The 24,918-nt window shown below is 64.3% G+C and carries 25 protein-coding genes; 13 read left to right on the plus strand and 12 right to left on the minus strand.

Going from position 1 to position 24,918, the window contains the following annotated elements:
- Positions 1–22 precede the first annotated feature (22 nt).
- The gene (locus M2D63_RS01000) at positions 23–682 is read right to left on the minus strand and encodes an N-acetyltransferase (RefSeq protein WP_285860851.1); all 660 of its coding nucleotides are present in this window, start codon (positions 680–682) and stop codon (positions 23–25) included.
- Between the two features lie 162 nt (positions 683–844).
- On the opposite strand from M2D63_RS01000, the gene xthA reads away from it, so the two are divergent.
- From xthA to M2D63_RS01015, 3 genes are all read left to right on the plus strand, one after another.
- Positions 845–1,657 (plus strand): exodeoxyribonuclease III, encoded by an 813-nt coding sequence (xthA, locus tag M2D63_RS01005; protein WP_285860852.1) that lies wholly within the window; start codon positions 845–847, stop codon positions 1,655–1,657.
- Positions 1,658–2,069: 412 nt separating this feature from the next.
- Positions 2,070–3,386: a phosphate ABC transporter substrate-binding/OmpA family protein gene (locus M2D63_RS01010; protein ID WP_285860854.1), complete on the plus strand. Its 1,317-nt coding sequence runs from the start codon at positions 2,070–2,072 to the stop codon at positions 3,384–3,386.
- 156 nt (positions 3,387–3,542) lie between these two features.
- Positions 3,543–4,550 (plus strand): TerC family protein, encoded by a 1,008-nt coding sequence (locus M2D63_RS01015; protein ID WP_285860855.1) that lies wholly within the window; start codon positions 3,543–3,545, stop codon positions 4,548–4,550.
- A gap of 43 nt (positions 4,551–4,593) precedes the next feature.
- Here M2D63_RS01015 and M2D63_RS01020 read toward each other — a convergent pair whose 3' ends face one another.
- On the minus strand, positions 4,594–5,823 hold the full coding sequence (locus tag M2D63_RS01020) for an acyl-CoA dehydrogenase (protein WP_285860857.1): 1,230 nt from the start codon (positions 5,821–5,823) through the stop codon (positions 4,594–4,596).
- 138 nt (positions 5,824–5,961) lie between these two features.
- Here M2D63_RS01020 and M2D63_RS01025 point away from each other — a divergent pair, with 138 nt between their 5' ends.
- From M2D63_RS01025 to M2D63_RS01035, 3 genes are all read left to right on the plus strand, one after another.
- On the plus strand, positions 5,962–6,894 hold the full coding sequence (locus tag M2D63_RS01025) for a LysR family transcriptional regulator (RefSeq protein ID WP_285860858.1): 933 nt from the start codon (positions 5,962–5,964) through the stop codon (positions 6,892–6,894).
- Between the two features lie 379 nt (positions 6,895–7,273).
- Entirely contained in the window at positions 7,274–7,675 is a 402-nt protein-coding gene (locus M2D63_RS01030; protein WP_285860859.1) for a MerR family DNA-binding transcriptional regulator, read from the plus strand.
- An 18-nt stretch (positions 7,676–7,693) separates the two neighbouring features.
- Positions 7,694–8,593: a hydroxymethylglutaryl-CoA lyase gene (locus M2D63_RS01035; RefSeq protein ID WP_285860861.1), complete on the plus strand. Its 900-nt coding sequence runs from the start codon at positions 7,694–7,696 to the stop codon at positions 8,591–8,593.
- 537 nt (positions 8,594–9,130) lie between these two features.
- Here the strand turns inward: M2D63_RS01035 and M2D63_RS01040 are convergent.
- Entirely contained in the window at positions 9,131–9,655 is a 525-nt protein-coding gene (locus M2D63_RS01040) for an MgtC/SapB family protein (protein ID WP_285860862.1), read from the minus strand.
- A 258-nt stretch (positions 9,656–9,913) separates the two neighbouring features.
- Here M2D63_RS01040 and ccoG point away from each other — a divergent pair, with 258 nt between their 5' ends.
- From ccoG to M2D63_RS01055, 3 genes are all read left to right on the plus strand, one after another.
- Complete coding sequence (ccoG, locus tag M2D63_RS01045; protein WP_285860863.1) at positions 9,914–11,326, plus strand: cytochrome c oxidase accessory protein CcoG; 1,413 nt, start codon at positions 9,914–9,916, stop codon at positions 11,324–11,326.
- A 40-nt stretch (positions 11,327–11,366) separates the two neighbouring features.
- Complete coding sequence (mapR, locus tag M2D63_RS01050; RefSeq protein WP_285860889.1) at positions 11,367–12,776, plus strand: GntR family transcriptional regulator MpaR; 1,410 nt, start codon at positions 11,367–11,369, stop codon at positions 12,774–12,776.
- Positions 12,777–12,855: 79 nt separating this feature from the next.
- Positions 12,856–14,970, plus strand: a complete 2,115-nt coding sequence (locus M2D63_RS01055; RefSeq protein ID WP_285860864.1) for a PAS domain-containing sensor histidine kinase — start codon at positions 12,856–12,858, stop codon at positions 14,968–14,970.
- Here M2D63_RS01055 and M2D63_RS01060 read toward each other — a convergent pair.
- Positions 14,967–15,713 (minus strand): SDR family oxidoreductase, encoded by a 747-nt coding sequence (locus tag M2D63_RS01060; protein ID WP_285860865.1) that lies wholly within the window; start codon positions 15,711–15,713, stop codon positions 14,967–14,969. The genes M2D63_RS01055 and M2D63_RS01060 overlap by 4 nt on opposite strands.
- 367 nt (positions 15,714–16,080) lie before the next feature.
- On the opposite strand from M2D63_RS01060, the gene M2D63_RS01065 reads away from it, so the two are divergent.
- The gene (locus M2D63_RS01065; RefSeq protein ID WP_285860866.1) at positions 16,081–16,509 is read left to right on the plus strand and encodes a DUF411 domain-containing protein; all 429 of its coding nucleotides are present in this window, start codon (positions 16,081–16,083) and stop codon (positions 16,507–16,509) included.
- Positions 16,510–16,518: 9 nt separating this feature from the next.
- Complete coding sequence (locus tag M2D63_RS01070; protein ID WP_285860867.1) at positions 16,519–16,953, plus strand: YqaA family protein; 435 nt, start codon at positions 16,519–16,521, stop codon at positions 16,951–16,953.
- Between the two features lie 11 nt (positions 16,954–16,964).
- Here the strand turns inward: M2D63_RS01070 and M2D63_RS01075 are convergent, their stop codons facing one another.
- The 6 genes from M2D63_RS01075 to M2D63_RS01100 all read right to left on the minus strand — a co-directional run bounded on the left by M2D63_RS01075 (position 16,965) and on the right by M2D63_RS01100 (position 22,460).
- A complete protein-coding gene (locus tag M2D63_RS01075) occupies positions 16,965–17,546 on the minus strand; it encodes a DinB family protein (protein WP_285860868.1) in 582 nt (193 codons plus the stop codon).
- A gap of 11 nt (positions 17,547–17,557) precedes the next feature.
- Complete coding sequence (zapE, locus tag M2D63_RS01080; protein WP_285860869.1) at positions 17,558–18,667, minus strand: cell division protein ZapE; 1,110 nt, start codon at positions 18,665–18,667, stop codon at positions 17,558–17,560.
- A 126-nt stretch (positions 18,668–18,793) separates the two neighbouring features.
- A complete protein-coding gene (locus tag M2D63_RS01085; protein WP_285860870.1) occupies positions 18,794–19,939 on the minus strand; it encodes a PQQ-dependent sugar dehydrogenase in 1,146 nt (381 codons plus the stop codon).
- Between the two features lie 29 nt (positions 19,940–19,968).
- Positions 19,969–20,289 carry a hypothetical protein gene (locus tag M2D63_RS01090; protein WP_285860871.1) on the minus strand — a complete coding sequence of 107 codons (321 nt, stop codon included), beginning with the start codon at positions 20,287–20,289 and terminating at the stop codon, positions 19,969–19,971.
- Between the two features lie 110 nt (positions 20,290–20,399).
- Positions 20,400–21,359, minus strand: a complete 960-nt coding sequence (speB, locus tag M2D63_RS01095) for an agmatinase (protein ID WP_285860872.1) — start codon at positions 21,357–21,359, stop codon at positions 20,400–20,402.
- 21 nt (positions 21,360–21,380) lie between these two features.
- Positions 21,381–22,460, minus strand: a complete 1,080-nt coding sequence (locus M2D63_RS01100; protein WP_285860873.1) for an extracellular solute-binding protein — start codon at positions 22,458–22,460, stop codon at positions 21,381–21,383.
- A gap of 100 nt (positions 22,461–22,560) precedes the next feature.
- On the opposite strand from M2D63_RS01100, the gene M2D63_RS01105 reads away from it, so the two are divergent.
- Positions 22,561–23,451 (plus strand): LysR family transcriptional regulator, encoded by an 891-nt coding sequence (locus tag M2D63_RS01105; protein WP_285860875.1) that lies wholly within the window; start codon positions 22,561–22,563, stop codon positions 23,449–23,451.
- Positions 23,452–23,477: 26 nt separating this feature from the next.
- Here M2D63_RS01105 and M2D63_RS01110 read toward each other — a convergent pair whose 3' ends face one another.
- Entirely contained in the window at positions 23,478–23,732 is a 255-nt protein-coding gene (locus M2D63_RS01110) for a hypothetical protein (protein ID WP_285860876.1), read from the minus strand.
- A 130-nt stretch (positions 23,733–23,862) separates the two neighbouring features.
- On the opposite strand from M2D63_RS01110, the gene M2D63_RS01115 reads away from it, so the two are divergent.
- Positions 23,863–24,183: a YqjD family protein gene (locus M2D63_RS01115; RefSeq protein WP_285860877.1), complete on the plus strand. Its 321-nt coding sequence runs from the start codon at positions 23,863–23,865 to the stop codon at positions 24,181–24,183.
- Between the two features lie 108 nt (positions 24,184–24,291).
- Here M2D63_RS01115 and M2D63_RS01120 read toward each other — a convergent pair whose 3' ends face one another.
- Positions 24,292–24,918, minus strand: coding sequence for a response regulator transcription factor (locus M2D63_RS01120; protein ID WP_285860879.1), 627 nt, complete (start codon positions 24,916–24,918; stop codon positions 24,292–24,294).

Here is a 24,918-nt window from a genome sequence, read left to right on the forward strand (position 1 = left end):
GAGCCCAAGGCGCTCCCGCCGGTTAGGCAGGCACGGCCGATGCACGTTGCGATGACTGGGGATTGGGATGAAAAAACACGTGCTCGCGAACAGGTCCTACCGCGATTTCGCCAATTTCCTGATACCCCTGGCGTTGATAAAAGTCCAGGTAGTACGGATTTCCGGTGTCCAGCACCACGCCCTGGGAATGCTCGTCTTCGGCACACCAGTCGTGCACGGCCTGGAGCAATTGCTCACCGTAGTGCCGGCCCTGGAACTGCGGGTGAATCCCCAACAGCGGCAGCACATGCACCGCATCGCCCGGCAGGCAGGTCATCAACGCGGCCTGGTAGTCCAGGTAACGCCGGGTGCAGCGAAAGCCGGTACTGAGCACCATGCGCATGCGCCAGGCCCAGCTTTCGGTGATCCCCAGGCGCCGCTGCGGCGGCGCGATCAGGGCGATACCGATCAGACGGTCATCGACCAGTAACCCCAGTGCCGGCAGCTCCTGGAAAAAGTGCTGCTTGACCAGCTCGCGCACCGTGGCGCGGATGCGCTGGTCATAGCCGGGGCGCTGGGCCTCGAACAGGAAGGAAAAGGTCGGCTCGTGACGATAGGCGTGGTACAGCAAGGAACGCGCCTCGCGGCTGTAGCCGCCATCAAGCAGGCGGACCTGGGCCGGGGCGGCAGTCGATTCGGGCATGCTGGCGGACCTCCGCAAATGGGCATTCATTGCCTGTGAGGTGTACGTTGCGCCGACGTTCACCCCGAACAACACGTTAGCAGCCGACGCGGCGACGCGCCACGCTGGTGGCAGGCGGCGATGTCGGCTAGCATCCTGGGTTTTACCAGGATTGTGTCTGCCATGAAGATCGTCTCGTTCAACATCAACGGCCTGCGCGCCCGGCCCCATCAGTTGGCGGCGTTGATCGAAAAGCACCAACCGGACGTGATCGGCCTGCAGGAAACCAAGGTCAGCGACGATCAGTTCCCGTTGGCCGAGATCCAGGCCCTGGGCTACCACGTGCACTTCCACGGGCAAAAAGGCCACTACGGTGTCGCCCTGCTTTCGCGCCAGGCGCCACTGTCCCTGCACAAGGGTTTTGCCACCGATGAGGAAGACGCCCAGCGTCGCTTCATCTGGGGCACCTTCGCCGACGCCGATGGCACGCCGGTGACCATCATGAACGGCTACTTCCCCCAGGGCGAAAGCCGCGACCACCCCACCAAGTTCCCGGCCAAGCAGCGCTTCTACAGCGACCTGCAGGCCCTGCTGGAATCCGAGTTCAAGAATGACCAGCCACTGCTGGTGATGGGTGACGTGAACATCTCGCCCCAGGACTGCGACATCGGCATCGGTGCCGACAACGCCAAGCGCTGGCTCAAGACCGGCAAGTGCAGCTTCCTGCCCGAAGAGCGCGAGTGGATGGAACGCCTGAAGAACTGGGGCCTGGTCGACAGCTTCCGCCACCTGCATCCGGAGGTCGCCGATCGTTTCAGCTGGTTCGACTACCGCAGCCGCGGCTTTGAAGACGAACCCAAGCGCGGCCTGCGCATCGACCTGATCCTGGCCTCCCAGGGCTTGCTGCACCGGATCAAGGCCGCGGGCGTCGACTATGACCTGCGGGCCATGGAGAAACCATCGGACCACGCACCGATCTGGCTGGAGCTGGCGTAACGCCTGGCCTTGCCTTGCAGGAGCTGGCAATACCTGCGATTTGTGGGAGCTGGCGAAGCCTGCAATCTGTGGGAGCTGGCGAAGCCTGCGATCTGTGGGAGCTGGCGAAGCCTGCGATCTGTGGGAGCTGGCGAAGCCTGCGATCTGTGGGAGCTGGCGAGGAACGAGGCTGCGATCGACTGTGCAGCAGTCGCAACCCGGCCATCTCGTTGCTTCTGACGGAACGGGGGGCAGGTTTTACGGCCGTTTCACGGCCGATCGCCGCCTGACGGCAGCGGCTACACGGTCAGGCAATCAAGACCGTTGCTCCCACAAAAAACCTCAGGCCAGGGGTGAGCCACCACTGTCATCCAACGGTCATCCAACCGTCTTATTGTGCGGCACATCCTTTGCCTGACGAGTGCCCGCCGGCATGTTCCGCCACCTCAGCCTGCTCCTGCTAAGCCTGTGTCCCCTCCTTGCCTGGGCCGACACCCCGGCACAACTGCGCATCCAGGGTTCGAACACCATCGGCGCGGTGCTGGCCCCGGCCCTGGTCAAGGGCTTGCTGGAGGCCAGGGGCGCCAGCGACGTTTCGATCGTGGCCACCGACCGCAGCAACGAGACCCAGGTACGGGCCCGGGACGCCGCCGGCCAGCCGCTGCGCATCGACATCGCCGCCCACGGTTCCAGCACCGGCTTTGCCGCGCTCAAGGCAGGCCAGGCCGACCTTGCAGCCGCCTCGCGGCCGATCAAGGCCAGCGAGCTGGATGACCTGCAGGCGCTGGGTGACCTCAACAGCGCTGCCGCCGAGCATGTCATCGGCCTGGACGGTGTTGCCGTGATCGTCCACCCCGACAACCCCCTGCCACAACTGAGCACCGAACAACTGGCCCAGGTCTTTGCCGGCCGGATCACCGACTGGCAGGCGCTGGGCCTGGGCCGCGGGCCGATCCACCTGTACGCCCGGGACGATCGCTCCGGCACCTTCGAAACCTTCAAGGCGCTGGTGCTCGACCCCACGGACCAGGACCTGGCCGCTTCCGCCCGGCGCTTCGAGTCCGGTGAACAGCTGACCCGCGCCGTGCAGGACGATCGCCAGGCCATCGGCTTCAGCAGCCTGGCGGCGGTGCATGGGGCCAAGGTCCTGGCCATCGTCGATGGCGCCTCCAAGCCGATGCTGCCGAGCGCCGCACGGGTGGCCAGCGAAGACTATCCACTGTCGCGACGCCTGTATTTCTACCTGCCACCGGATCAGAACAACCCCTGGGCACGGGCCCTGCTGGAGTTTGCCCAGAGCGCCCAAGGCCAGGCCATCGTCACCGGCAGCGGTTTTGTCGGCCAGCAGGTCCAGGTCCTCAAGGTGGCGCCTGCGCACGACATGCCGGCGCGTTACCAGGCGCTGGCTCGCAACGCCCAGCGCCTGTCGGTGAACTTCCGCTTCCAGGAAGGCAATGCCAGCCTGGACAGCAAGGCACTGCGCGACGTGCAACGGGTGGCCGACTTCCTGCGCCACAACGGCAAGCTGCAACAACGGGCGGTGCTGGTGGGCTTTGGCGATGCCAAGAACGATCCCGAGCGCGCCGCCCTGCTCTCGCGCCTGCGGGCCATGGCGGTGCGCCGCGAGCTGGCCAGGTCCGGGGTCGAGTTACGCGAAGTCATGGGCCTTGGCGATGAACTGCCGGTGGCGACCAATAGCGCCGTAGAAGGCCGGATCCGCAACCGGCGGGTGGAAGTCTGGGTGTACTGAAGCCCCGCGCAACCATTTGTTACAGCCTCGTGTGGGCGATGGCTGTCATCGGGTCTAGGCTTTCATTAGTGACGCCGGGCCCCTCTGACGGCTGCCAAGCCGCCATGTCGGAGTCACTGTTGCTTGTTGGCAACGACGACAATCAAGGAGGGGCGCATGGCGGCTCTACAGGCATTTCTCAACAATGAATTTCTCGGCACCAGCACCTGGTTCTGGCTGGCCTTCATCGCTATTGTCCTGACCCTGCTGGTGCTCGACCTCGGCGTGCTGCACCGCAAGGCCCACACCATCGAGATGCGCGAAAGCCTGCTGTTGTACGGCGGCTATTTCAGCGTCGGGGTGCTGTTCGGGGTCTGGGTGTGGTTCGAGCTGGGCGCGCAAAGTGCCCTGGAGTTCTACACAGGTTTTCTGGTCGAGCAGTCGTTGTCCATGGACAACGTCTTCGTCATGGCGATGATCTTCAGCTACTTCGCCATCCCCCGCCTCTACCAGCACCGGGTACTGTTCTGGGGCATCCTCGGGGTGGTGGTGCTGCGCGCGATCATGATTGGCGTGGGCAGTGCGCTGGTCCGGGAATTCGCCTGGATCCTCTACCTGTTTGGCGCCTTCTTGCTGATCACCGGGGTGAAGATGCTGTTTTCCCGGGAAGAAGCCCACCCCGACCTTGCCAACAACCCGGTGCTGCGCTTCGTGCGCAGTCACCTGCGGGTCAGCGAGCAGATACACGGCCCGCACTTTTTCGTCCGGCTCAAACCGGCCGGCCAGCACAAGGCCATGCTGTACGCCACGCCGCTGTTCCTGGCGCTGGTGCTGATCGAGCTGGCCGACCTGGTGTTCGCCGTCGACAGCGTGCCGGCGATCTTCGCCATCACCCAGGACCCGTTCATCGTCTACACCTCGAACATCTTCGCGATTCTGGGCCTGCGCGCCCTGTATTTCGCCCTCGCGGCGCTGATGCACCGCTTCGTCTACCTCAAGTATGCGTTGGCCCTGGTGCTGATTTTCATCGGCGCCAAGATCTTCTATCACGGCCTGGTCGGCGCGGTACCGGCGCTGCTGTCGCTGGGCGTGACCCTGGGGCTGTTGAGCGGTGGCGTGGTGCTGTCGCTGCTGCGCACCCGTGACCGCCCGCAGCAGGCGGCCAGTTCCAGCAGCCACAAATGAATCAGGCCCGCACGGGCGGGCCTGAAGGGGTACAGGGCACGGATCAGTGCCCGCTGCGCAGCATCTCCTTGGGCACGTACTTGCCGATTTCATACTTGCCGATCGCCGCCCGGTGCACTTCGTCCGGGCCGTCGGCCAGGCGCAGGGTGCGCTGCATGGCATACATGTAGGCCAGCGGGAAGTCGCCGCTGACCCCGGCGCCACCGTGGATCTGGATGGCGCGGTCGATCACCTTCAGGGCCACGTTCGGCGCCACCACCTTGATCTGGGCGATTTCGCTGCGCGCCACCTTGTTACCCACAGTGTCCATCATGTAGGCCGCCTTGAGGGTCAGCAGGCGGGCCATGTCGATTTCCATGCGCGAGTCGGCGATCTTGTCGACGTTACCACCCAGGCGCGCCAGCGGCCGGCCGAAGGCGGTACGCTCCACCGAGCGCTTGCACATCAGTTCCAGGGCCCGCTCGGCCATGCCGATCGAGCGCATGCAGTGGTGGATGCGGCCAGGGCCAAGGCGCCCCTGGGCAATCTCGAAGCCACGGCCCTCGCCCAGCAGCACGTTCTCGTAAGGCACCCGTACGTTCTCGAACAGCACTTCGGCGTGACCATGGGGGGCATCGTCGTAACCGAATACCGGCAGCGGGCGAACGATCTTCACCCCAGGGGTATCGGTGGGCACCAGGATCATCGAATGCTGCTGGTGGCGCGGACCGTCCGGATTGCTCAGGCCCATGAAGATCATGATCTTGCAACGCGGGTCGCAGGCACCGGAGGTCCACCACTTGCGACCGTTGATCACCCACTCGTCGCCGTCACGCACGGCACGGGCGGCCATGTTGGTGGCATCGGAGGACGCCACATCCGGCTCGGTCATGGCAAAGGCCGAGCGGATCTCGCCACGCAGCAGCGGTTCCAGCCACTGGCGCTTCTGCGCCTCGCTGCCATAGCGCACCAGCACTTCCATGTTGCCGGTGTCTGGCGCCGAGCAGTTGAACGGCTCGGGGCCGAGCAAGGAGCGGCCCATGATTTCTGCCAGCGGTGCGTATTCCAGGTTGGTCAGGCCCGCGCCCAGCTCCGATTCGGGGAGGAACAGGTTCCACAGCCCTTCGGCCCTGGCCCGCGCCTTGAGCTCTTCCATGATCGCGGTCGGCTGCCAACGGTCACCCTCGGCGACCTGACGCTCGAACACGGCCTCGGCGGGATAGACATAGGCGTCCATGAACGCCGTGACACGTTCGCGCAACGCCTGGACCTTGGGTGAATAGGCGAAATCCATGGGCAGTACCTTCAGTGGAAAGAGGATCTGATGAAGAGCCTAGATCAGCCGGCAAAATCCACCTAGTCTATTCTCGGCGTGTATAAACATTCATAACCAATATATGATCCGCCTATAACACCAACAAGAGCAGCGCCCATGAACCTGAGCAAGGTCGACCTGAATCTGTTCATCGTCTTCGATGCGATCTACACCGAAGCCAACCTGACCCGGGCCGGGCAGATCGTCGGCATTACCCAGCCTGCGGTGTCCAACGCCCTGGCGCGGCTGCGGGAAACCTTCAACGACCCGCTGTTCGTGCGCACGGCCCAGGGCATGGTGCCCACGCCCATGGCGCAGAACATCATAGGTCCCGTGCGCAATGCCCTGTCGCTGCTGCGCATCTCGGTGCAGGAAAGCCGCATCTTCAACCCCTTGCAGGCGAACAAGACCTTCCGCATCAGCATGACCGACCTGACCGAGGCGGTGATCCTGCCGCCGCTGTTCCAGCGCCTGCGGCGCCTGGCGCCGGCGGTGGTCATCGAGAGTTTCCTGTGCAAGCGCCGTGAAACCACCAAGGAACTGGCCGCCGGGCGCCTGGATTTCGCCGTCGATGCGCCGCTGAACACCGACCCGCAGGTGCGCCATGTCAAACTGATGCAAGACCAGTACGTCTGCGCCATGCGCCCGGGCCATCCGATGGCCAGGGACAGCCTCAGCCTGGAGGACTACCTGGGCCTGACCCACATCCATATTTCCAGCCGGCGCAACGGCCTGGGCTATGTCGACCTGGCGCTGGGCAAGATGGGTGTGCAGCGCAAGATCGCCCTGCGCTCGCAGCATTACCTGATGGCCACGCAAGTGCTGCAGCAGACCGACATGGTCATGACCGTGCCGGAGCGCTTCGCCCGCCGCCACCAACTGAATTACCTGAGCCTGCCGGTCAACCACGTGCCGCCGCTGGAAACCCATCTGTACTGGCACGAAAGCACCGACCAGGATCCGGCCAACCGCTGGATGCGCGAGCAGATTATCGAGTTGTGCCAGGCGGTGGTGGCGCAGGATGAACGGGCGACCGCAGCAGAGGCATAAGCCTGGTACGCACTCGATCGCAGGCTCCCACAAAGGTTCCCGGCATGACCCGGGCTCTGTGGGAGCTGCCGCCAGGCTGCGATCGGGCGTGAAGCGGCCGTAAAACCAGACCGCCTCGGTACATCTGACCCAATGAGGTGGCCGGATTGCGACTGCTACGCAGTCGATCGCAGGCTTCGCCAGCTCCCACGGACGGCAGGGTATCTGTGGGAGCTGCCGCCAGGCTGCGCCAGCTCCCACAAAGACAGTTGCTCCCACAGGATCAGACACCAGTAGCCCTTTGTGGGAGCCGGCGTAGCGGGCAATGCTGGCCAATCCTGCTTGACGTATACGTCAACCTGCAATTAGGTTAGCTCATGCCCTCTTTCCGAGCCTGACCATGAGCAGCCAGACCTACAGCATTTCCGACCTGTCCCGCGAACTGGACATCACCACCCGGGCCATCCGCTTCTATGAGGAGCAAGGCCTGCTCAGCCCTGAGCGCCGGGGCCTGGAGCGTGTCTATTCGGCCCGCGACAAGGTCAGCCTGAAGCTGATCCTGCGCGGCAAGCGTATCGGTTTTTCCCTGGCCGAATGCCGCGAACTGATCGAACTCTACGACCCTTCCAGCGGCAACCTCAAGCAGTTGCACAGCATGCTGGCAAAAATTGCCGAACGCCGCGCCCAGCTCGAACAGCAACTGCTCGATATCCAGCAGATGCAACTGGAGCTCGACACCGCCGAAGAGCGCTGTGAACAAGCGCTGGCCGCCACCTTGAACAATCAGAAAAACAGCCTTTGAGCCCTGAGGAACCGCGCCATGTCATTGCCTAAAGAAGTTCGCCTGGTCGAAGTCGGCCCGCGCGACGGCCTGCAGAACGAAGCCCAGCCCATCAGCGTGGCGGACAAGGTCCGACTGGTCGATGACCTGACGGCGGCGGGCCTGTCCTATATAGAGGTGGGCAGTTTCGTCTCGCCCAAGTGGGTGCCGCAGATGGCCGGCTCGGCTGAAGTCTTCGCCGGTATCCAGCAGAAGGCGGGCGTCACCTATGCCGCCCTGGCACCGAACCTGCGCGGTTTTGAAGACGCCCTGGCTGCCGGAGTCAAGGAAGTGGCGGTGTTCGCCGCAGCCTCGGAGGCCTTCTCCCAGCGCAACATCAACTGCTCGATCAGTGAAAGCCTGCAACGCTTCGTGCCGATCATGGACGCCGCCCGCGCCCATGGCGTGCGCGTGCGCGGTTACGTGTCCTGCGTGCTGGGTTGCCCCTATGAAGGTGCGGTCAGCGCCGAACAGGTCGCGCCGGTAGCACGCGAGCTGTACGACATGGGCTGCTATGAAGTGTCCCTGGGCGACACCATCGGCACCGGCACCCCTGGCGCCACCCGCCGCCTGTTCGAGGTGGTGGCCGCCCAGGTACCGCGCAACCAGCTGGCCGGTCACTTCCATGACACCTACGGCCAGGCCCTGGCCAACGTCTATGCCAGCCTGCTGGAAGGCATCAGCGTGTTCGACAGCTCGGTCGCAGGCCTGGGCGGCTGCCCCTATGCCAAGGGCGCCAGCGGCAACGTCGCCAGCGAAGACGTGCTGTACATGCTCCAGGGCCTGGGTATCGACACCGGTATCGACCTGGATCGGCTGATCGCGGCAGGCCTGCGTATCAGCCAGGTGCTCAACCGTGCCAGCGGCTCGCGGGTGGCGCGGGCACGTAACGCGCAATGAGCCCGGGCGGTAACAGCCAGGGGACGGCCTGGGTGTTACCGCCCCCGCACTTTGCGGGAAAAAACCGGGTAACACGGAAACAAATCGACAAATTCTCCCGCCTCTCCGTCTGACCAAAAATGCTAAGCAGTTGATTTTATTGAGTTTTAAAAAGTTGGCACGGCACCTGCTATATCTTTGGTACAACAACAATAAAAACAACGACACACCCAATAAAAATAAGACGTAACGACTCTGACATAACAAAAACAACACGGCAGAGACGCAGCTAACAGATTTTTTTGGAGAGAATGTGCTTTCCCGGGGCGTGCCCCGCAGCCTGACACAGAACAATAAAACTACCCCAAGGTAGCGCCTGTCACGGTTGGATCAGCAATGATGAAGGTAGATCCGCGCTCAAAAAAATACGTTTGCTCTTGATCCCGGATGGGGATCGCCAGTGACACAGAGGCAACGGTCGCCAAAAACAACAACAGGCCGCCCTCCAATAACAAAAAAAGAGCACGCAACAATCTTTGAGGGGAGCTTCGGCTCCCCTCAGTGCTTCCTGCCCTCCCCGTTTTCATCCTTGTCGTTTTCCAGCCTGTCCACCACCCAGGGCATCACGCCCAGCACCAGCAGTGCCAGCACCGTGCTGATCAGCGCCGTGGCCTCGCGCCCCATGCCTGCCGCTACACCAATGGCCGCCGTCATCCACAACCCGGCAGCGGTGGTCAGGCCTTTGACGTGACTGACGTCCTCCTGATTGCGGCCCTTGAGAATCGTCCCCGCCCCCAGAAACCCGATCCCGGCGACGATGCCTTGTACCACCCGGCTCAAGGCCGCATCGTCGACCCCGGCCATGCGCGGCACCAGCACGAACAGGGCGGCGCCCAGGGCCACCAGCATGTGGGTGCGCACCCCGGCGGCCTTGCCCTTGAGCTCCCGCTCGAAGCCCAGTAGCGCACCGAGCAGGCCCGCCATCAGCAGCCGCACCGTCACCTGGGTCAGTTGCCGGGCATCTTCAATGTCGGCGAACTCGGCCACCAGGGTCAACCAGACTTGATGCCACCAGGCGTCCATCGGTGTGCTCCCGATCCAGGGCTGTTAAAGCATGGACCGCCAGGCACAGGTAAAAGTGCACCCTCGCCCTGGCTGTAGCGGGTGCGGTGGATGGTCGCAGGCCTCTCGAAAGCACCGCGCCAGGCTCGATAATCTGGGGCCTGCACCGGCTGGACCGTTAATCTGATACGGTTTTTATCGAAATACCTGAGCCTGTTATGCAAACAGATGGGGCGCCATAGTGCTCTGGCCTGATCGAGGCCTGATGAGCGACGAACCATGAGCGATAGAATTCCCGTCCAGATCGTTGAAGTAGCCGAGCCTTCCCCCCTCAAGAAGAAGGCCGCCAGCAGCGACAGACAGATCCACACCCGCAGCTTCACCGGCTTTTTTCGCAACCTGCGCCTGGTTGGCGCGGGTTTCCTGTTCCTGCTGTTCTTCGGCACCGTCTGGCTGGACTGGAACGGTCGCCAGGCGGTGCTGTGGGACCTGGCCGACAGCAAGTTCCACATTTTTGGCGCGACCTTCTGGCCCCAGGACTTCATCCTGCTGTCGGCCCTGCTGATCATCTGTGCCTTCGGCCTGTTCGCCATCACCGTGTTCGCCGGCCGGGTCTGGTGTGGCTACACCTGCCCGCAGAGTTCCTGGACCTGGATCTTCATGTGGTGCGAGAAGGTCACCGAAGGCGACCGCAACCAGCGGATCAAACTCGCGGCCGCGCCCTGGAGCCTCAACAAGCTGGCCCGGCGCTCGGCCAAGCACAGCCTGTGGCTGGCCATCAGCGTGCTGACCGGCCTGACCTTCGTCGGTTACTTCACACCGATCCGGCCGTTGGCCGCAGAACTCTTCACCCTGCAACTGGGCGGCATCAGCCTGTTCTGGATCCTGTTCTTCACCGGCGCCACCTACCTCAACGCCGGCTGGCTGCGTGAAGCGGTGTGCATGCACATGTGCCCCTACGCCCGCTTCCAGAGCGTGATGTTCGACAAGGACACCCTGGCCATTGCCTACGATCCGGCACGTGGCGAGTCCCGCGGCCCGCGCAAGAAAGACAGCGACTACAAGGCCAAGGGCCTGGGCGATTGCATCGACTGCCAGATGTGCGTGCAGGTCTGCCCCACCGGCATCGACATCCGCGACGGCCTGCAGATGGAGTGCATCGGCTGCGCGGCCTGCATCGACGCCTGTGATTCGATCATGGACAAGATGGGCTACGCCCGTGGCCTGGTCGGCTACAAGTCCGAGCATAACCTGCAAGGTGGCAAGACCAACTGGCTGCGCCCGCGCCTGCTCGGCTACGTCACGGTACTGGTGGTAATGATCGGTGCCCTGGTCATCGCCCTGCAGCAGCGGCCCATGGTGTCGATGGATGTGATCAAGGACCGCGGCCTGTTCCGCGAGAACAACCTGGGTCAGATCGAGAACATCTACACCCTCAAGGTCATCAACAAGACCCAGCAGCCCCAGCATTACCGCCTGCGCCTGGTCGATGCCCAAGGCTTCGAGCTGCACGGCAAGACCGAATTCACCCTGGCCGCCGGCGAAATGGGTGAGATGCCGGTCTCCGTGGCGATGCTCGCCGAGCGTGCCCAAAGCAGTTCCCGGGAGCTGGCCTTCGAAGTGATCGACAGCGACCAGCCGGGTATCTCGACGATCGCCCACAGCCGTTTTGTCGCCCCTTTGAACCGTTGATCACATACACTTTGCAGCAGTCGAAACGTTCCGAGCCATGATGAAACGCTACGAAAAATTTGCCGACGACATTGCCGAACTGATTCGCTCCGGGGTCCTGGGCCCCGGCCAGCGAGTGCCGTCGGTGCGCTATGCCAGCCAGACCCACGGGGTCAGCCCGTCCACGGTGTTCCAGGCCTACTACTTGCTGGAACGGCGCGGGCTGATCCGGGCACGGCCGCGCTCGGGCTATTTCGTCAACGCCCATGCCCCGCGCCAGTTCAACGAACCGCAGATCATCGAGCAGGCCAGCGAGTCCACCGAGGTGGATGTCAGTGCGCTGGTGTTCTCGATCCTCGACTCGATCAAGGACCCACAAACCGTCGCCTTCGGCTCGGCCTTCCCCAGCCCCCATCTGTTCCCGCTGCCGCGCCTGGCCCGCTCCATGGCCAGCGCCAGCCGCGAGATGGACCCGCGCATGGTGGTCACCGACCTGTCGCCGGGCAATCCGCAACTGCGCCGGCAGATTGCCCTGCGCTACATGGTCGGCGGGCTGATGCTGCCGATGGAGGAACTGCTGATCACCAACGGTGCGCTGGAGGCCCTGAACCTGTGCCTGCAGGCGGTGACCGAGCCGGGTGACCTGGTGGCGATCGAGGCCCCGGCGTTCTATGCCTGCCTGCAGGTACTCGAACGCCTGAAACTCAAGGCGGTGGAAATCCCGGTGCACCCGCGCGAAGGCATCGACCTGGGGGTACTGGCGCAGACCCTGGCCAAGCACCCGGTCAAGGCCGTGTGGTGCATGACCAACTTCCAGAACCCGGTGGGCGCCAGCATGCCGGAGGAAAAGAAGCAGCAACTGGTGGAACTGCTGCGCCAGCATCAGGTGCCGCTGATCGAAGACGACGTCTATGCCGAGCTGTACTACGCCCAACAGGCGCCCAAGCCGGCCAAGGCCTTCGACACCGACGGTCTGGTGATGCACTGCGGCTCCTTCTCCAAGAGCCTGGCCCCCGGCTATCGGATCGGCTGGGTGGCGGCGGGACGTTTCGCGCAGAAGATCGAACGGTTGAAACTGATGACCTCGCTCTGCGCCTCGATGCCGGCCCAGGCGGCGATCGCCGACTACCTGCAGCACGGCGGCTACGACCGTCACCTGCGCAAGCTGCGCTACGCCCTGGAAGAACAGCAGAACGCCATGCTCGCCGCCATCGCCCGCCACTTTCCGGCGCAGACCCGGGTCAGCCATCCGGCGGGCGGCTACTTCCTGTGGCTGGAACTGCCGGAGCAGATGGACTCGCTCAAGCTGTTCCAGATGGCCCTGGCCCAGGGCATCAGCATCGCGCCCGGGCCGATCTTTTCGCCGACCCAGCGCTTTCGCAACTGCATCCGCCTGAACTACGGCAGCCCCTGGACCGAACAGTCGGAAAAGGCCATGGAAACCCTGGGCAGGATCGTGCGTTCGTTCTGAGCGTTCAGTGTCCGCCCGAGTTGTCCATCGCTACAGGGAACGCTACATTTTCTGGAGACCCCCTGGCCGGAACACCAGCATGCCGCCGAGCGAACTCCAGACCCTGCGCCGACAACTGCGGGCGCTGCAACAGGACAATGAGCAGCTCAAGGCGCAACTGGCCGAGCGACAGGGCCCGCAGCAGCCGCCCGTCGACCAGGCCCTGGCCGAAACCCAGCAGCGTTATCGCTTTTTGTTCGAGACCATGGACGAGGGGTTTTGCATCATCGAGTTCTTCGATGGTCCCCACGGCCCGCTCAGTGACTACATCCACATCGAAGCCAACGTCGCCTACGCCAAGCATGCGGGCATCGAGAATGTGGTCGGGCAGAAGCTGCGGGAAATGGTACCCGCCGAAGCCGATGACTGGATCGCCCGCTATGGCCCGGTGCTGCTGACCGGCCAGCCGGTGCGCTTCGAGCAGGAACTGGTGGCGACCGGTCGCTACCTGGACATCTGCGCCTTTCGCATGGAGCCGGCCAGCCGCAAGCAGGTGGCCGTGCTGTTCCAGGACGCGACCGCACGCAAGCGCGCCGAGTTCGCGCTCAAGCAGCTCAACGAGGACCTGGAAGAACGCGTTGCCCAGGCCGTGGCCGAACGCAAGATCCTCACCGACGTCGTCGAAGCCACCCTGGCGCAGATCCAGGTCATGGGCCGTGACATGCGTTGGCTGGCAATCAACAGCGCGGCCCGGGAAGAGTTCCAGCGCATGCTCGAGGTGACGCCCAGTGTCGGCGACGCACTGCTCGAGTGCATCCACCACCGCCCCGAGGATTGCGCGCGCATACTGGCGCTATGGACGCGCGCACTGGCCGGGGAGCGCTTCGTCGAGGTCGCCGCGTTCAGCAATGGCAACCAGACCCGCCACTACGAAATGCGCTTCAGTGCCCTGCACGACAGCCAGGCCCGCCTGATCGGTGCCTACCTGTTCGCCTACGACATCACTGAGCGGGTGCATGAACAGGAGCGCCTGCACAAGGCCGAAGCGGCACTGCGCCAGTCGCAGAAAATGGAGGCCGTGGGCCAACTGACCGGCGGTATTGCCCATGACTTCAACAACCTGCTCACCGGCACCCTCGGCGCCCTGGAAATGGCCCGCAACCACATCGCCAAAGGCCGCTACCGGGATCTGGACCGCTTGCTCACCACCGCCGAAGAGGCCTCCAACCGCGCCGCGTCATTGATTCATCGGCTGCTGGCCTTCTCCCGGCGCCAGACCCTGGAACCCCGCCCCACCGATGTCAATCGGCTGGTACGGGCAATGGCCGACCTGATCCGTCGCAGTGTCGGCCCGCAGATCGAGGTCAAGGTGCTCACCGACGCCGACCTGTGGCGTGCCTGCATCGATCCACCGCAACTGGAGAGCGCCCTGCTCAACCTGTGTATCAACGCCCGTGATGCACTGCCCCGGGGCGGGCGGATCACCATCGAGACCAGTAACCGCGAGGTGGACGAACAGGCCGCGATCTCACTGGACATGGCGCCCGGGCAGTACCTGTGCCTGAGTGTCTCGGACAACGGCACCGGCATGTCGGCCGAGGTGCAGGCGCGGGCATTCGATCCGTTTTTCACCACCAAACCGCCCGGACAGGGGACGGGCCTGGGGCTCTCGATGGCCTATGGCTTCGTGCGCCAATCCTGTGGCCAGGTACGCATCCAGTCGGAACCGGGCCAGGGAACGGCTGTGCACATGTACCTGCCGCGCATGAACCTGGCCGCCATGCTGGCGGAGATGTCCTCCCCCGTCCCTCCCATACCGCGCGCACTGCAAGGCAGGACCGTGATGCTGGTGGACGATGATTCGACCATTCGCCTGCTGGTCGGCGAAGTCCTCAACGACCTGGGCTACACCACCCTGGTGTTCGGCGATGGCCATAGCGCCTTGCGGGCGTTGCAGGAAGACCGGGTGGTCGACCTGCTGATCAGCGATGTCGGCATGCCGGGGGGGATGAACGGCAATCAATTGGTCAGTGCCGGCCGCAAACTGCGACCGGACCTCAAAGTGCTGTTTATCACCGGTTACGCCGAGCACTCGGTATTCGGCAACGTCCAGTTCGACGCCTCTACCCGGGTACTGACCAAGCCCTTCGGCTTCGACGCCCTCACCGAACGGGTCGCGCAAATGCTCGAAGGATCGGAGCCGTTGCAGCTCTAGCGCCCGCCGCCCAGGTCGACGAAGCTGCCGGTGGAATAGGAGGCCTTGTCGGACAGCAACCAGAGGATCGCCTCGGCAACTTCCTCGGCCTGTCCGCCACGCCCCATGGGGATGCCCGGTTCGAGTTTACTGACGCGCTCGGCATCACCGCTCAGGGCATGGAAATCGGTAAAGATGTAACCCGGCCGCACGGCATTGACCCGCACGCCTTCAGCGGCGACCTCCTTGGCCAGCCCCAGGGTGAAGGTGTCCAGCGCGCCCTTGGAGGCGGCATAGTCGACATACTCGTTGGGCGAACCCAGCCGGGCGGCGACCGATGACACGTTGACGATGCTGCCACCGCGCCCGCCGTGTCGGGTCGACATGCGCTGCAGCGCATGCTTGGTGCACAGCATCGGGCCGACCACGTTGGTTTTCATCAGTTTGAGCAGGCGGAACTCCGACATTTCCTCGACCCGGCTCTTGTGGCCGATGGTCCCGGCATTGTTGACCAGGGCGGTGACCGGCCCCAACTCGGCGTCGACCCGCTGGAACAACTGCACGATCTCGTCCTCGACACTGACATCGGCCTTGACCGCAATGGCTTCGGCCCCCAGCTCACGAACCTCGGCCAGCACCCGCTGGGCCGCCTCGTCGTCGCGCAGGTAGTTGATGCAGATGCGATACCCTTCGCGGGCCGCCAGGCGTGCGGTGGCGGCGCCAATGCCGCGGCTTGCGCCGGTGATCACGATGACTTTGTCCATGGTTACTCCTTGCTCGCCCTCGATGGCCTGTATCGCTCAAGGCTAACGCAGGAAGGGGGCAGGCGAAAAGCGCCCACCGGCGGTTCAACCGCTTCAGGCCGCGCCAGCTGACAAATCTGTAATCTGCAGCTCAGTTTGCTGACAGTCGTCGCTTGCTAATGTCGAGCCCATCTTCGTCACCGGACTGGCTACGACAGGCTGCGCAACCCGGTCAACGCCACCCTGATTATCCATGGGTACGCCGCTCGGTACATGTCGGCAAGCGACAACAAACCGCGCTGCGCCCGTAGAGCAATTACGCTATTGTGCTGACCTACTGCTGGATACTCGAGCCGTCCCTGGGCGTTTCTGGAATCGGAGAATCACCATGCTGAGCAAGAAAATCGTCGCCTTCGGCCTGCTGGCCCTGAGCACCCTGGCCCAGGCCGCAGAGACCATCGACGTGTACCGCGATCCCAATTGCGGTTGCTGCAAGGAGTGGATCAGCCACCTGCGCGACAACGGTTTCACCGTCAACGACCATGTCGAGCCGAACATGAGCGCGGTCAAGCAGCGCCTGGGCGTGGCCCCACGCCTGGCGTCGTGCCACACCGGGGTGATCGACGGCAAGTTCGTCGAGGGCCATGTGCCGGCCGAGCAGGTCAAGCTGCTGGCCAAGCGCGATGACCTGCGCGGCCTGGCCGTGCCGGGCATGCCCATGGGTTCGCCTGGCATGGAAATGGGCGATCACAAGGATGCCTATGAGGTCATCGGCCTGACCCGCGACGGGCGCGACGAAGTGGTTGCCACGTACTGATCAGCCCCGATGCTGAGTGAATGGGCGCTGTTCTTCAGCGCCTTTGGCGCGGCGACGCTGTTGCCGCTGCAATCGGAAGCCGTGCTGGTCGGCTTGCTGGTGCACACCCCCGAGGCGGTCTGGAGCCTGCTCTTGATCGCCACCGTCGGCAATGTGCTGGGCTCGATCGTCAACTGGCTGCTGGGCCGCGGCATCGAACACTTGCGTGACCGGCGCTGGTTTCCCTTCACCCCGGCGCAGCTGGACAAGGCCCAGCAACGCTACCAGCGCTACGGCCAGTGGTCGTTGCTGTTGAGCTGGATGCCGGTGATCGGCGACCCACTGACCCTGATCGCCGGGATCATGCGCGAACCCTTCTGGCGCTTCGTGCTGCTGGTGACCCTGGCCAAGGCCGGACGCTATGCGGTCCTGGCCCTGGTGACCCTGGGCTGGCTGCAGCGCTGATCCACCTGTGCCTAGCGTCCCCAGATCTGCGCCTCGGTCCAGCCCAGCTCGGCAAAGTCCTGGGCACGCAGGTGCGCTTCCTCCTCACAGAAGAACTCGTCCAGCTGCGGTGGCCGCACCGAGGTGTCGCTGAGCATGGCGTGCACCTGCCCGCGATGGTGGATCTGATGCTCGAACAGGTGCGAAAGCAGGCGCAGGCGCTGCTCGCGCTGTACCCAATCGGGCCGCACGACACTCACATAGCGCTGCAACTGCTCATCGTGCAACTGGCTGCAATAAACGATCAACCGATGATCGGCCTGGGCCTGCTCTTCCTTGAGGTCGCTACAGCTGGCAAAGGGCTCCTGGGGTTCGAAAAAGTGCTCGCCGTCGGCCTCCGGCGCCTCACCACGCTGTTCGGACTCCAGGGCATTGAGGTAGAACCAGTCCACCGTGAGGATATGGTTGAGGGTCGCCTTGATCGAGCCGAAGAAGCTGCAGCGCGGTGCCACGAATTCATCCTGGCTCAGTTGCAGGCAGGCCTTGTAGAGCCTGTGGTTGGCCCAACCGTTGTGGTAGGCCATGGTCAGCAAATGGTGCGATAGCGGCTGCATGATCGACTCCTTCAACAGAAGCGTTGCAGTTGCATCTCCCGCAAGCGGCTCAGGGTACGCCGGAACGGGAACTCCAGATACCCTTGAGTGTAGAGCGCTTCGAGGGCGACCTCGGCTTCCAGGTACAGGGCGATCCGACGGTCGTAGCATTCATCGACCAACGCGATGAAGCGCCGCACGCTGTCGTCGAACACCGACAGCTGCGGCAGCTCCCGGTCCCCGGCCGCCACCCGGGTGGCAGCGTCTTCGGTGCCCCGGGCAATTTTCGCCGGACGCTGGCGCGCGCCCAGTGCCGGCACTGCGCCCAGCAGGATGGCCTGGAAGTTGTCGCACAGGCTCATGAAGTCCATGGCGGCGAAAGGTTGCTCGCACAGATCGGCATAGCGGCACCAGATCACCTTGTCGCAGCGTTGCACTACGGCCAGTTGGCGCGAGCCGATCAGCAGCGGTTCATCGGTGGCGGGCAAGCCACTGCCCAGCTCGGCAAACACCCCGGCCAGCGCGTTCGCCTCCTGCACCCAGTAACGCTGCTGTGCGACCCCGGGGTGCAAGCGATGATCCTGCTCGCCCGCTACGGCCAGCACCTGCATGTGCTGCTCAATGGCGGCGATGGCCGGCAGGAAACGCTCGCGGTTGAAGCCATCGAGGTAGAGCTGGTCGGGCGGCTGGTTGGAGGTGGCGACGACCACAACCCCGGCCTCGAACAGCACCTGGAACAGGCGCCCGAGGATGATCGCGTCACCGATGTCATTGACGAACAGCTCATCGAAACACAGCACCCGGATCTCTTCGGCCAGCGACAGGGCCAGGGCCTGCAAGGGGTCGGCGGTGCCATTGAGCTGGAACAGGCGCTGATGCACCCAGCGCATGAAGTGGTGGAAATGCTGACGCCGGGCGGGCACCTGCAGGCAGCGGTGGAACTGGTCCATCAGCCAGGTCTTGCCGCGTCCCACCGGTCCCCAGAGGTAGACCCCCTGCGCCACCTCGCCCCGTTGCAGGGATTCGAAGCAGCGTTGCAGGGCGGTGGCGGCCTGCAGTTGGGCCGGGTCGCTGACGAAACCGTCACGTTCGATGGCCTGCTGGTAGAGCCGCAATGGGGACTGCTCGGTGAAGCAGGTCATGGGGAGCGCCTGTCAGAAAGGGATCCATTCTGGCGCTCAACAGCATCGCGGGGCAAGCCCGCTCCTACAGAGGAACACGCGATCCCTGTAGGAGCGGGCTTGCCCCGCGATATCGCCCTCCAGCCCCTACAACGCCAGCCCAACCCTCAACAATGCCCCATTGCTTTCATCGGTGAGCAGGTACAGGTAGCCATCCGGCCCAACACGCACATCACGGATGCGTGCCTTGAGCTCGCCCAGCAGGCGTTCTTCATGGACCACCTTGTCGCCGTCCAGCTCCAGGCGGATCAGTTCCTGTCCGGCCAGCGCACCAATGAACAGGTTATGGTCCCAGGCTTTGAAGCGTGGGTTGTCGTAGAAGGCCATGCCACTGATGGCCGGCGACTTCTCCCAGACATGCTGCGGATCGACCATGCCGTCCACGTGCTCCCCCCTGGCCTCGGGAATCGGCAACAACGAATAGTTGATGCCATGGGTCGCAATCGGCCAGCCGTAGTTCTTGCCGGGCTTGGGAATGTTTATTTCATCACCGCCGCGGGGGCCGTGCTCGTGGGTCCACAGCTCGCCGGTCCAGGGGTTGAGCGCCGCGCCCTGCTGGTTGCGATGACCGAACGACCAGATTTCCGGGCGCACATTGGGCCGTCCGACGAAGGGGTTGTCCTTGGGCACCGTACCATCCGGGAGGAGGCGCACTACCTTGCCCTGCAGCTTGTCCAGGTCCTGGGCGGTGGGGCGCTGGTTGTTCTCGCCCAGGGCGATGAACAGGTAGCCGTCACGGTCGAACACCAGCCGCGAACCGAAGTGATTGCCGTCGGAGAGCTTGGGCTGCTGGCGGAAGATCACCTGGAAGTCTTCAAGCTTTGCCTGGTCGGTAGACAGCCGCCCACGGCCGACCGCCGTGCCCGCCTTGCCGTCCTCGCCCTCTTCGGCAAAGCTCAGGTACACCAGCCGGTCCTGCTTGAAGCCCGGCGACAGCGCCACGTCGAGCAAGCCGCCCTGGCCCTTGGCCCAGACCTCGGGCACCCCGCCCAGCGGCGCGCCGACCTTGCCTTCGGCGCTGATGATGCGCAGGTTGCCCGGGCGCTCGGTCACCAGCATATCCTTGCCGCCCGGCAGGAAGGCCAGGGCCCAAGGGTTGCGCAGGCCTTCGGCCAGGGTGCTGACCCTGACGCTGCCCTCCTCGCTCTTGAAGTCCTGCTCGGGGGCGGCGTGCGCCAACAACGGCAGCAGGGCCGCCGCCAGCAATGTGGGAATCCAGGTGCGTGCAGGCATCAGCGTCTCCTTCCAGGGACTATTCGCAATCAAGGCGTACGGGTCGACTCGCGGGGTGGCCGGGTGGGCTCAAGGCGGGGTGCCGATTGCTCGCGGCGCATGTTTTCGCCGTTGCCGATACCGCGGTTTTCGAGGCTCGGCTGGCGCACTATGGGCTGGGTCGAAGGGCCACGCACCGGCGGTGTGGCCTGCACACTGCCCTGGCGGCTATTGGGGTTGGCCCGCATGATCGGGCTGTTGTAGGGATTGTTCGGCGAAGCGGCCAGCTGCAACGGCTGCGCTGCCTGCACGGGCGGCCCCGACAGCAGGCAAAGGGACAGGCCGGCCAGGCTCAACAAGGATCTGTTCACACGATCACCTCCTGCGCGTAACGACGCGCCCAAGCATTTGGATAGCCTAAGGCGCGCCGGGTTCGCGAGGAAGCAGTGATTTCCTATAGGTGATTCATGATATTTCCCGATTAGCCGTCGACCTTATGCCGGGCGGCATATAGGCAGAGCATTTCCATGGCCAGGGTCGCCCCGGCCAGGGCGGTGATATCGGCGTGATCATAGGCAGGAGCCACTTCCACCAGGTCCATGCCCACCAGGTTGATGCCGCGCAGACCGCCGAGGATCTCCAGCGCCTGCACCGTGGTCAGGCCGCCGCACACCGGGGTGCCGGTGCCGGGCGCATAGGCCGGGTCGAGGCAGTCGATATCGAAGGTCAGGTACACCGGATGATCGCCGACCCGCTGGCGGATCGCCTCGATGATCGCCTCGCAGCCACGCCGGTGTACCTGGCGCGCATCCAGCACGGCGAAGCCCTGGGTGTCGTCGTTGGTGGTGCGCAGGCCGATCTGTACCGAACGCGCCGGGTCCACCAGGCCTTCGCGGGCGGCGTGCCAGAACATGGTGCCATGATCGACCCGGGCGCCCTCCTCGTCCGGCCAGGTGTCACTGTGCGCATCGAAGTGGATCAGCGCCAGCGGGCCGTGCTTGCGCGCATGGGCCTTGAGCAGCGGGTAGCTGATGAAATGGTCGCCGCCGAGGGTAAGCATCGCGCAGCCTGCTTCCAGAATCTGTTCGGCATGGGCCTGGATCGTCTCGGGAATCGTCTGCGGGCTGCCGTAGTCGAAGGCGCAGTCACCGTAGTCGATCACCGCCAGGTGGTCGAAGGGGTCGAAGGTCCAGGGCCAGTGCCGGGCCCAGGCCTGCTGCACCGACGCCGCACGAATGGCCCGTGGCCCGAAGCGTGCTCCCGGGCGGTTGCTGGTGGCGGTGTCGAAAGGGACACCACTGACCACCACATCGACGCCTTGCAGGTCGCGGCTGTAACGACGCCTGGAGAAACTGGTGATACCGGCGAAGGTGTTTTCGGCGACGGTGCCATACAGGCTTTCGCGGGTCATGGCCTGGTCGTTGTTGGGGGCGAGATCCATCATCGGGCTCCTGGTCTGTTGTTATTGGCGGCTACGGAAGCTGGTCCACAGGCGAGTGCGCTGGCGCATGTCGGCCAGGGCCATGGTGCGGTCGGCAAACAGCCGCGCGCGCACTTCATCCGAGGGGTAGATGTCGGGGTCGTTGCGCACCGCCTCGTCCACCAGTGGCGTGGCGGCCTGGTTGGCATTGGCGAAGAACAGCGTGTTGGTCAGCGGCGCCACCGAGTCGGGGCGCAGCATGAAGGCGATGAAGGCCCGGGCCGCCTGCGGGTGCGGTGCGTCCTTGGGGATCACCAGGTTGTCCTGCCAGACCAGGGTGCCCTCGCGGGGAATCCGGTAGATCACCTGGAACGGCTTGCCGGCGCGCTGCGCCTGGTCGGCGGCCATGGCCGCATCGCCGTTGTAGGTCAGCGCCAGGCACACGCTGCCATTGGCCAGGTCGTTGATCTGCCGGCCATTGGCGACATAGCTGACCGACGGCTGCAATTGCTTGAGCAGGGCCTGGGCGGCTGCCAGGTCGTCCTTGTTACGGCTGTAGGGATCCTTGCCCAGGTAGTGCAGGACCACGCCGATCACCTCCTGGGGCGAATCGGACATGGCGATCCCGCAGTCCTTGAGCTTGCTGGCGTACTCGGGCTTGAACAGCAGGTCGAGGCTGTTGAGCGGCGCCTCGCCGACCCGCTGGCGCACGGCCTCAAGGTTCATCCCCAGGCCCAGGGTACCCCAGGTGTAGGGCACGGCGTACTGGTTGCCGGGGTCGACCTCGGCCAGCTTGGCCAACAGGTCCTTGTCGAGGTTGGCGTAACCGGGCATGCCCTGCGCCTGCAACGGCTGCAGGGCGCCGGCGGTCAGGGCCCGGGCCAGCAGGCTGGACGACGGCACTACCACGTCGTAGCCACTGCCGCCGGTGAGCAGCTTGGTTTCCAGTACCTCGGTGGTGTCGAAGGTGTCGTAGCGCACCTTGTAGCCGGTTTCCTTTTCAAAGCGCTGCAATGTCTCCGGCGCCACGTAATCGGCCCAGCTGTAGAGATTGAGGACCTTTTCCTCGGCCTGCACCGGTAACGCCAGGATCAGGGAGAACAACCACAGGGATGTACGCATGTCGGGCACCTTAGTCAGTGGATGCCGCCAGCATGCCTGCCGGGTTACATTGCTAAAATGGCAAGTTACTTAACCTGACATTCATCCGGAGCAATGTTTGATGCTTGGACAACTGCATGACCTCGACCTGCACCTGTTGCGGCTGTTCGTCACTGTAGTCGAGGCCGGTGGCTTCAGTGCCGCACAGGGTGTGCTGGGCCTGAGCCAGCCAAGCATCAGCCAGCAGATGGCGCGCCTGGAAACGCGCCTGGGCTACCGCTTGTGCAGTCGCGGTAAAGGCGGGTTTCGGCTGACCGCCAAGGGCGAGGTACTGCTCAAGGCCACCCGTGAACTGCTGGTACAGATCGAAGCCTTTCGCCATCAGGCCAATGGCGTGGCCGGCCGCTTGCTGGGTGAGGTGCGTGTGGGGATTTCCGAAGCCCAGGACAGCGCAGTAACCCTGCGCCTGGCCCGCGCCATCGAGCGCTTTCGCCAGCGTGACGAATCGGTGCGCCTGGAACTGGTCAGCGCCATGCCGGCCGACCTTGAGCGCCTGCTGTTGCAGCAGCGCCTGGACCTGGCCATCGGCTATTTCTCCGGCAAGCAGGCGGCGTTCGACTACACCCCGTTGTTCGAGGAAACCCAGCGCCTGTACTGCGCCAGCCATCATCCCTTGGCCAGCCAGGAACACGCCAGCCTGGAGGTGTTGCTGCAAGCCGACCAGGTCGAACACCCCTACCGTTTTCTGGACCAGCCCGACCCTCTGCACGGCGGTCGCGCCTCGGCACGCTCCGAGCAGGTCGAGGGTGCCCTGGCGTTCATTCTCTCAGGACGCCACATCGGCTACCTGCCCTGCCACTTCGCCGCCCCCTGGGTCGAGCGTGGGCTGTTGCGCGGGCTGGATCCTGCGCTGAACTTCCAGGTGCCCTTCATGCTGGCCCGGCACCGCGCCCAGGAGCCCGGCGACGCCCAGCAGGCGTTCAACGCCGACCTGCTGGCCGCCTTCGCCTGACCCGGTCAGGGTGCTGCCGGCAACCTTTACTTGGCGGCGGCCATCAGCTTGTTGACTTCACTGCGCACCATGTTGGCGAACTCGGGGGGCGACATGGCGTCCAGTTCCGAGCGTACCCATTCGGCCCATTTGCCCTTGCGCCGGGGCTTTTCGGCGATCAGCCGGGCGCCTTCGGCCTTGGCCTTGCCCAGGTTGGTCTGCCAGAGCTCGAACAGTCGTGCTTTCTCGTCCTCGATCTGCGCCCGTTCGGCGGAGCTCTTGTTGGCCAGATTGAAACTCATGAGGGGTGTCCTGCCACTGCTAAATAGGCGCTATCTTACACCCTGGCGGGCGGCGGCCGGTAAACCGCTGCAACTTTCCGCGCCCGCCGGTATCCACTGTGCAATGCCCATCAACGACGAGGAAATGCCCATGGCCAGGAATACCACCGTGCAGAACGATGGCGAGCAGATCAAGGACCAGGTCTTCAGCGAACTGCAGGTGCTCATCGAAGAGTCGGAGAAACTGCTCAACGACAGCGCCGCGCTGGTTGGCGAAGAAGCCGAAACCCTGCGCGCCCAGGTCGGGCTCAAGCTCAGGCAGGCCCGCGAGGCGGTCCATGGCGTGCGCAGCAAGGCGCAGCCGGTGGTCGAGGCCACCCAGGACTACATCGGCGGCCACCCGTGGCAGACGGTGGCGATTTCGGCAGGGTTCGGGCTGGTGGTGGGGCTGTTGCTGGGGCGGCGTTCCTGATCGGGGCTGCGGTGTAGCTTATCGCCGGCTTCGCCAGCTCCCACAGGGACCTGTGCCTGCCAGTCCGGTGTGGGAGCTGGCGTAGCCGGCGATACAGGCGCTACGGTCTCAGCGCAGACTCAACGCCTGCACCACCCCACAGGCGATCGCCATCCCCACCAGGCCCGGCAAGGTATCGGCCTGCATGCGCTTCATCACCCGCGAGCGGTAGAGGTCGACAGTCTTCACGCTGACCTCCAGTTGCTCGGCAATCTCACGGTTGCTGAAGCCCTGCACCAGGGGCACGAAGACATCCCGCTCACGCGGGGTCAGGCTGTCGATGCGCGCCTGCACCAGCGCCCGCGGCGCGCTGCCGGCCAGCTGCTGTTGCGAGCGTTCGAGGGCCGCCTGCACGGCATCCAGCAGTAGCTGGTCGTTATAGGGCTTTTCGATGAAGTCGCAGGCGCCGGCCTTGAACGCCCGCACCACAATCGGCACGTCGGCATGCCCGCTGAGGAAGATCACCGGCAGTTCGATACCGCGCCCACGCAGGGTTTCCTGCACACCCAGGCCACCCATTCCGGGCATGCGCACATCGAGCAGGACACAGGCCGGCAAGTGCCCGTCACAGGCGTCGAGAAACGCCTGGCCGCTGGTGAACGGCACCGCCTGAAGGCCGACCGACTCCAGCAACCACACCGTCGAGTCGAGCATGCCCTGGTCGTCGTCGACCACATAGACTTTGGATTGCTGCAT

This window comes from Pseudomonas sp. BJa5, from assembly GCF_030272875.2.
Lineage (GTDB): Bacteria > Pseudomonadota > Gammaproteobacteria > Pseudomonadales > Pseudomonadaceae > Aquipseudomonas.

Bases quoted from the DNA above. Each gene is read 5' to 3' on its own strand.
- M2D63_RS01085 (WP_285860870.1), bottom strand. From the start codon at position 19,939: ATGCCTGCACGCACCTGGATTCCCACATTGCTGGCGGCGGCCCTGCTG.
- M2D63_RS01100 (WP_285860873.1), bottom strand. From the start codon at position 22,460: ATGCGTACATCCCTGTGGTTGTTCTCCCTGATCCTGGCGTTACCGGTG.
- M2D63_RS01065 (WP_285860866.1), top strand. From the start codon at position 16,081: ATGCTGAGCAAGAAAATCGTCGCCTTCGGCCTGCTGGCCCTGAGCACC.
- M2D63_RS01030 (WP_285860859.1), top strand. From the start codon at position 7,274: ATGAGCAGCCAGACCTACAGCATTTCCGACCTGTCCCGCGAACTGGAC.
- M2D63_RS01070 (WP_285860867.1), top strand. From the start codon at position 16,519: ATGCTGAGTGAATGGGCGCTGTTCTTCAGCGCCTTTGGCGCGGCGACG.
- M2D63_RS01010 (WP_285860854.1), top strand. From the start codon at position 2,070: ATGTTCCGCCACCTCAGCCTGCTCCTGCTAAGCCTGTGTCCCCTCCTT.
- M2D63_RS01055 (WP_285860864.1), top strand. From the start codon at position 12,856: ATGCCGCCGAGCGAACTCCAGACCCTGCGCCGACAACTGCGGGCGCTG.
- M2D63_RS01000 (WP_285860851.1), bottom strand. From the start codon at position 682: ATGCCCGAATCGACTGCCGCCCCGGCCCAGGTCCGCCTGCTTGATGGC.
- zapE (WP_285860869.1), bottom strand. From the start codon at position 18,667: ATGACCTGCTTCACCGAGCAGTCCCCATTGCGGCTCTACCAGCAGGCC.
- M2D63_RS01015 (WP_285860855.1), top strand. From the start codon at position 3,543: ATGGCGGCTCTACAGGCATTTCTCAACAATGAATTTCTCGGCACCAGC.
- M2D63_RS01060 (WP_285860865.1), bottom strand. From the start codon at position 15,713: ATGGACAAAGTCATCGTGATCACCGGCGCAAGCCGCGGCATTGGCGCC.
- M2D63_RS01025 (WP_285860858.1), top strand. From the start codon at position 5,962: ATGAACCTGAGCAAGGTCGACCTGAATCTGTTCATCGTCTTCGATGCG.
- xthA (WP_285860852.1), top strand. From the start codon at position 845: ATGAAGATCGTCTCGTTCAACATCAACGGCCTGCGCGCCCGGCCCCAT.
- M2D63_RS01075 (WP_285860868.1), bottom strand. From the start codon at position 17,546: ATGCAGCCGCTATCGCACCATTTGCTGACCATGGCCTACCACAACGGT.
- M2D63_RS01105 (WP_285860875.1), top strand. From the start codon at position 22,561: ATGCTTGGACAACTGCATGACCTCGACCTGCACCTGTTGCGGCTGTTC.
- mapR (WP_285860889.1), top strand. From the start codon at position 11,367: ATGAAACGCTACGAAAAATTTGCCGACGACATTGCCGAACTGATTCGC.
- M2D63_RS01040 (WP_285860862.1), bottom strand. From the start codon at position 9,655: ATGGACGCCTGGTGGCATCAAGTCTGGTTGACCCTGGTGGCCGAGTTC.
- M2D63_RS01020 (WP_285860857.1), bottom strand. From the start codon at position 5,823: ATGGATTTCGCCTATTCACCCAAGGTCCAGGCGTTGCGCGAACGTGTC.
- M2D63_RS01120 (WP_285860879.1), bottom strand. From the start codon at position 24,918: ATGCAGCAATCCAAAGTCTATGTGGTCGACGACGACCAGGGCATGCTC.
- ccoG (WP_285860863.1), top strand. From the start codon at position 9,914: ATGAGCGATAGAATTCCCGTCCAGATCGTTGAAGTAGCCGAGCCTTCC.
- M2D63_RS01115 (WP_285860877.1), top strand. From the start codon at position 23,863: ATGGCCAGGAATACCACCGTGCAGAACGATGGCGAGCAGATCAAGGAC.
- M2D63_RS01035 (WP_285860861.1), top strand. From the start codon at position 7,694: ATGTCATTGCCTAAAGAAGTTCGCCTGGTCGAAGTCGGCCCGCGCGAC.
- speB (WP_285860872.1), bottom strand. From the start codon at position 21,359: ATGGATCTCGCCCCCAACAACGACCAGGCCATGACCCGCGAAAGCCTG.
- M2D63_RS01110 (WP_285860876.1), bottom strand. From the start codon at position 23,732: ATGAGTTTCAATCTGGCCAACAAGAGCTCCGCCGAACGGGCGCAGATC.